This window comes from Streptomyces sp. NPDC031274 (genome assembly GCF_055570235.1).
The window spans coordinates 1-1,854 of the sequence record NZ_JBVIHP010000138.1; the positions used below are offsets into that span (position 1 = coordinate 1).

Genomic DNA, 1,854 nt, shown 5'->3' on the forward strand with positions numbered 1-1,854 from the left:
AGGCGCGATGCGAAGTGCTGGCGCATCGTGACCTCACTGCCGAAGCCCGCGCGGCGTGCCACTTCGGGCATGGGCAGGTCGGTGCGTTCGAGGAGCTTCTGCGCGGCTGCGAGGCGCTGGTCCAAGAGCCAGCGCAGTGGGGTGGTGCCCGTGGCCGCGGTGAAGTGACGGGCGAAGGTGCGCGCCGACATGCCTGCCTGGGCGGCGAGGTCGGTGACGGTGAGCGGTTCGTGGAGGTGGCGGAGGGCGTATTCGCGTACGGAAGCGAGGGCATCCGCGTCGCGGTCGGCACGCGGGGTGGGGTGCTCGATGAACTGGGCCTGGGTGCCGGTGCGGAACGGCGCGGTGACCATCGAGCGGGCGATGGTCGCGGCTGCTTCGGAGCCGTGGGCCGTGCGGACCAGGTGCAGGCACAGGTCGATGCCGGCGGCCGTGCCTGCGGCGGTCCAGATGTTCTCGTCCTCGATGAAGAGGGCGTCGGGTTCGACGGTGACGAGGGGGTGATGGGTGCGGAGCAGGTCGACGAGGCCCCAGTGGGTGATCGCGCGGCGGCCGTCGAGGAGGCCTGCCTGGGCGAGGGTGAAGGCGCCGCCGCAGAGTGCCGCGATGGTGGTGCCTCGGGTGTGTGCCTTGCGCAGGGCTTCGAGGACCGGGGGCGGTGCAGGGGTGACGTGGTCGTCGAGGCCGGGGACGACGATCAGGTCGGTGCTGGTGAGTCGGGTCAGCCAGGCGAGTGTGCGATCGGGGGTGAGGGTCAGGGCGCCGCGCATCGGCACGGGTGCGAGGTCGGTGCCGACGCGGCGCAGGTCGAAGGGGGGTACGCCACGGTCGGTGCGGTCGTTGCCCCAGACCTCCGTGATGACGGAGACGTCGAAGGCGCGGATGCCGGGGAACGCGAGCAGGGCGATGCGCTGTGGGGCGGTGGCGGGGGTTATCGCCGGGTCAGTGGCCGTGGCGGTCGCTGTGGTGGTGGCGGGAGGCTTGGGCACGGTGGCAGTAAACCATCGGTCGATGACTTTCTTCCCTCTGGGCCGAGGGTCGGTGCGGCGGCAGCATCGTGGTCATGGACATCGCAGAGAACGCAGCGCTGGTCGTGGTGGACGTGCAGAAGGGTTTCGAGGAGGAGGGGTTCTGGGGAACGCGGAACAATCCGGGGGCCGACGAGAACATCGCGTCGCTCGTCGACATCTGGCAGGCCACGGGGCGTCCGGTCGTCTTCGTACGGCATGACTCGCCCAAGCCGCAGTCGCCGCTGCGGCCGGGATACGAGGGGAACGACTTCAAGGAGTACGTCGAGCAGCGGCGTGGGAAGGGGGCCGGGCCGGAGCTGTTCGTGACGAAGACCGTGAACTCGGCCTTCTACGGGACGCCGGATCTGGACGCGTGGTTCAAGGCGGAGGGGATCCAGGAGTTCGTGGTGGCGGGGATCCAGACCAACATGTGCGCGGAGACGACGGCGCGGATGGGAGGCAACTTGGGGTATCGGGTGCTGTTCGCGCTGGACGCGACGTACACGTTCGACCTTGAGGGGCCGTTCGGCTGGCGGCGCAGTGCGGAGGAGCTGGCGCAGGGCTCTGCGGTTTCGCTGCACGGAGGGGGCTTCGCGGAAGTGGTGACCACGGAGACCGTCGTCGGCGCCGCGGGGCGGTGATGCGGTGATGCGGTGATCCCTCTGGGGTGTGCGGGGGGCCGCGTTGGGGGCGCGGCCGCTGTGCGTCCCAGGCCCCCGGCCTCAGGCCCCCCACCCTCGGCGCCGGGTCGGTCAGGTGTTGCTGCCGGAGGCCAGTTCGCGGCTGCGGTCGCGGGCGGCTTCGAGGGCGGCGATGAGGGCTGCTCGTACGCCGTGGTTCTCGA

Annotated in this window: 2 protein-coding genes and 1 pseudogene; 1 reads left to right on the forward strand and 2 read right to left on the reverse strand. The window is 70.8% G+C overall.

The features are described 5' to 3' along the window. The coding region (locus ACZ5CR_RS44280; RefSeq protein WP_468869070.1) for a GlxA family transcriptional regulator at positions 1–908 on the reverse strand (908 nt) is incomplete at its 3' end. 155 nt (positions 909–1,063) lie between these two features. On the opposite strand from ACZ5CR_RS44280, the gene ACZ5CR_RS44285 reads away from it, so the two are divergent. Next, the gene (locus tag ACZ5CR_RS44285; RefSeq protein WP_468869064.1) at positions 1,064–1,651 is read left to right on the forward strand and encodes a cysteine hydrolase family protein; all 588 of its coding nucleotides are present in this window, start codon (positions 1,064–1,066) and stop codon (positions 1,649–1,651) included. 111 nt (positions 1,652–1,762) lie between these two features. Here the strand turns inward: ACZ5CR_RS44285 and ACZ5CR_RS44290 are convergent. Continuing rightward, positions 1,763–1,854 (reverse strand): annotated as a pseudogene (locus ACZ5CR_RS44290) (pyrroline-5-carboxylate reductase); the annotation flags it as partial.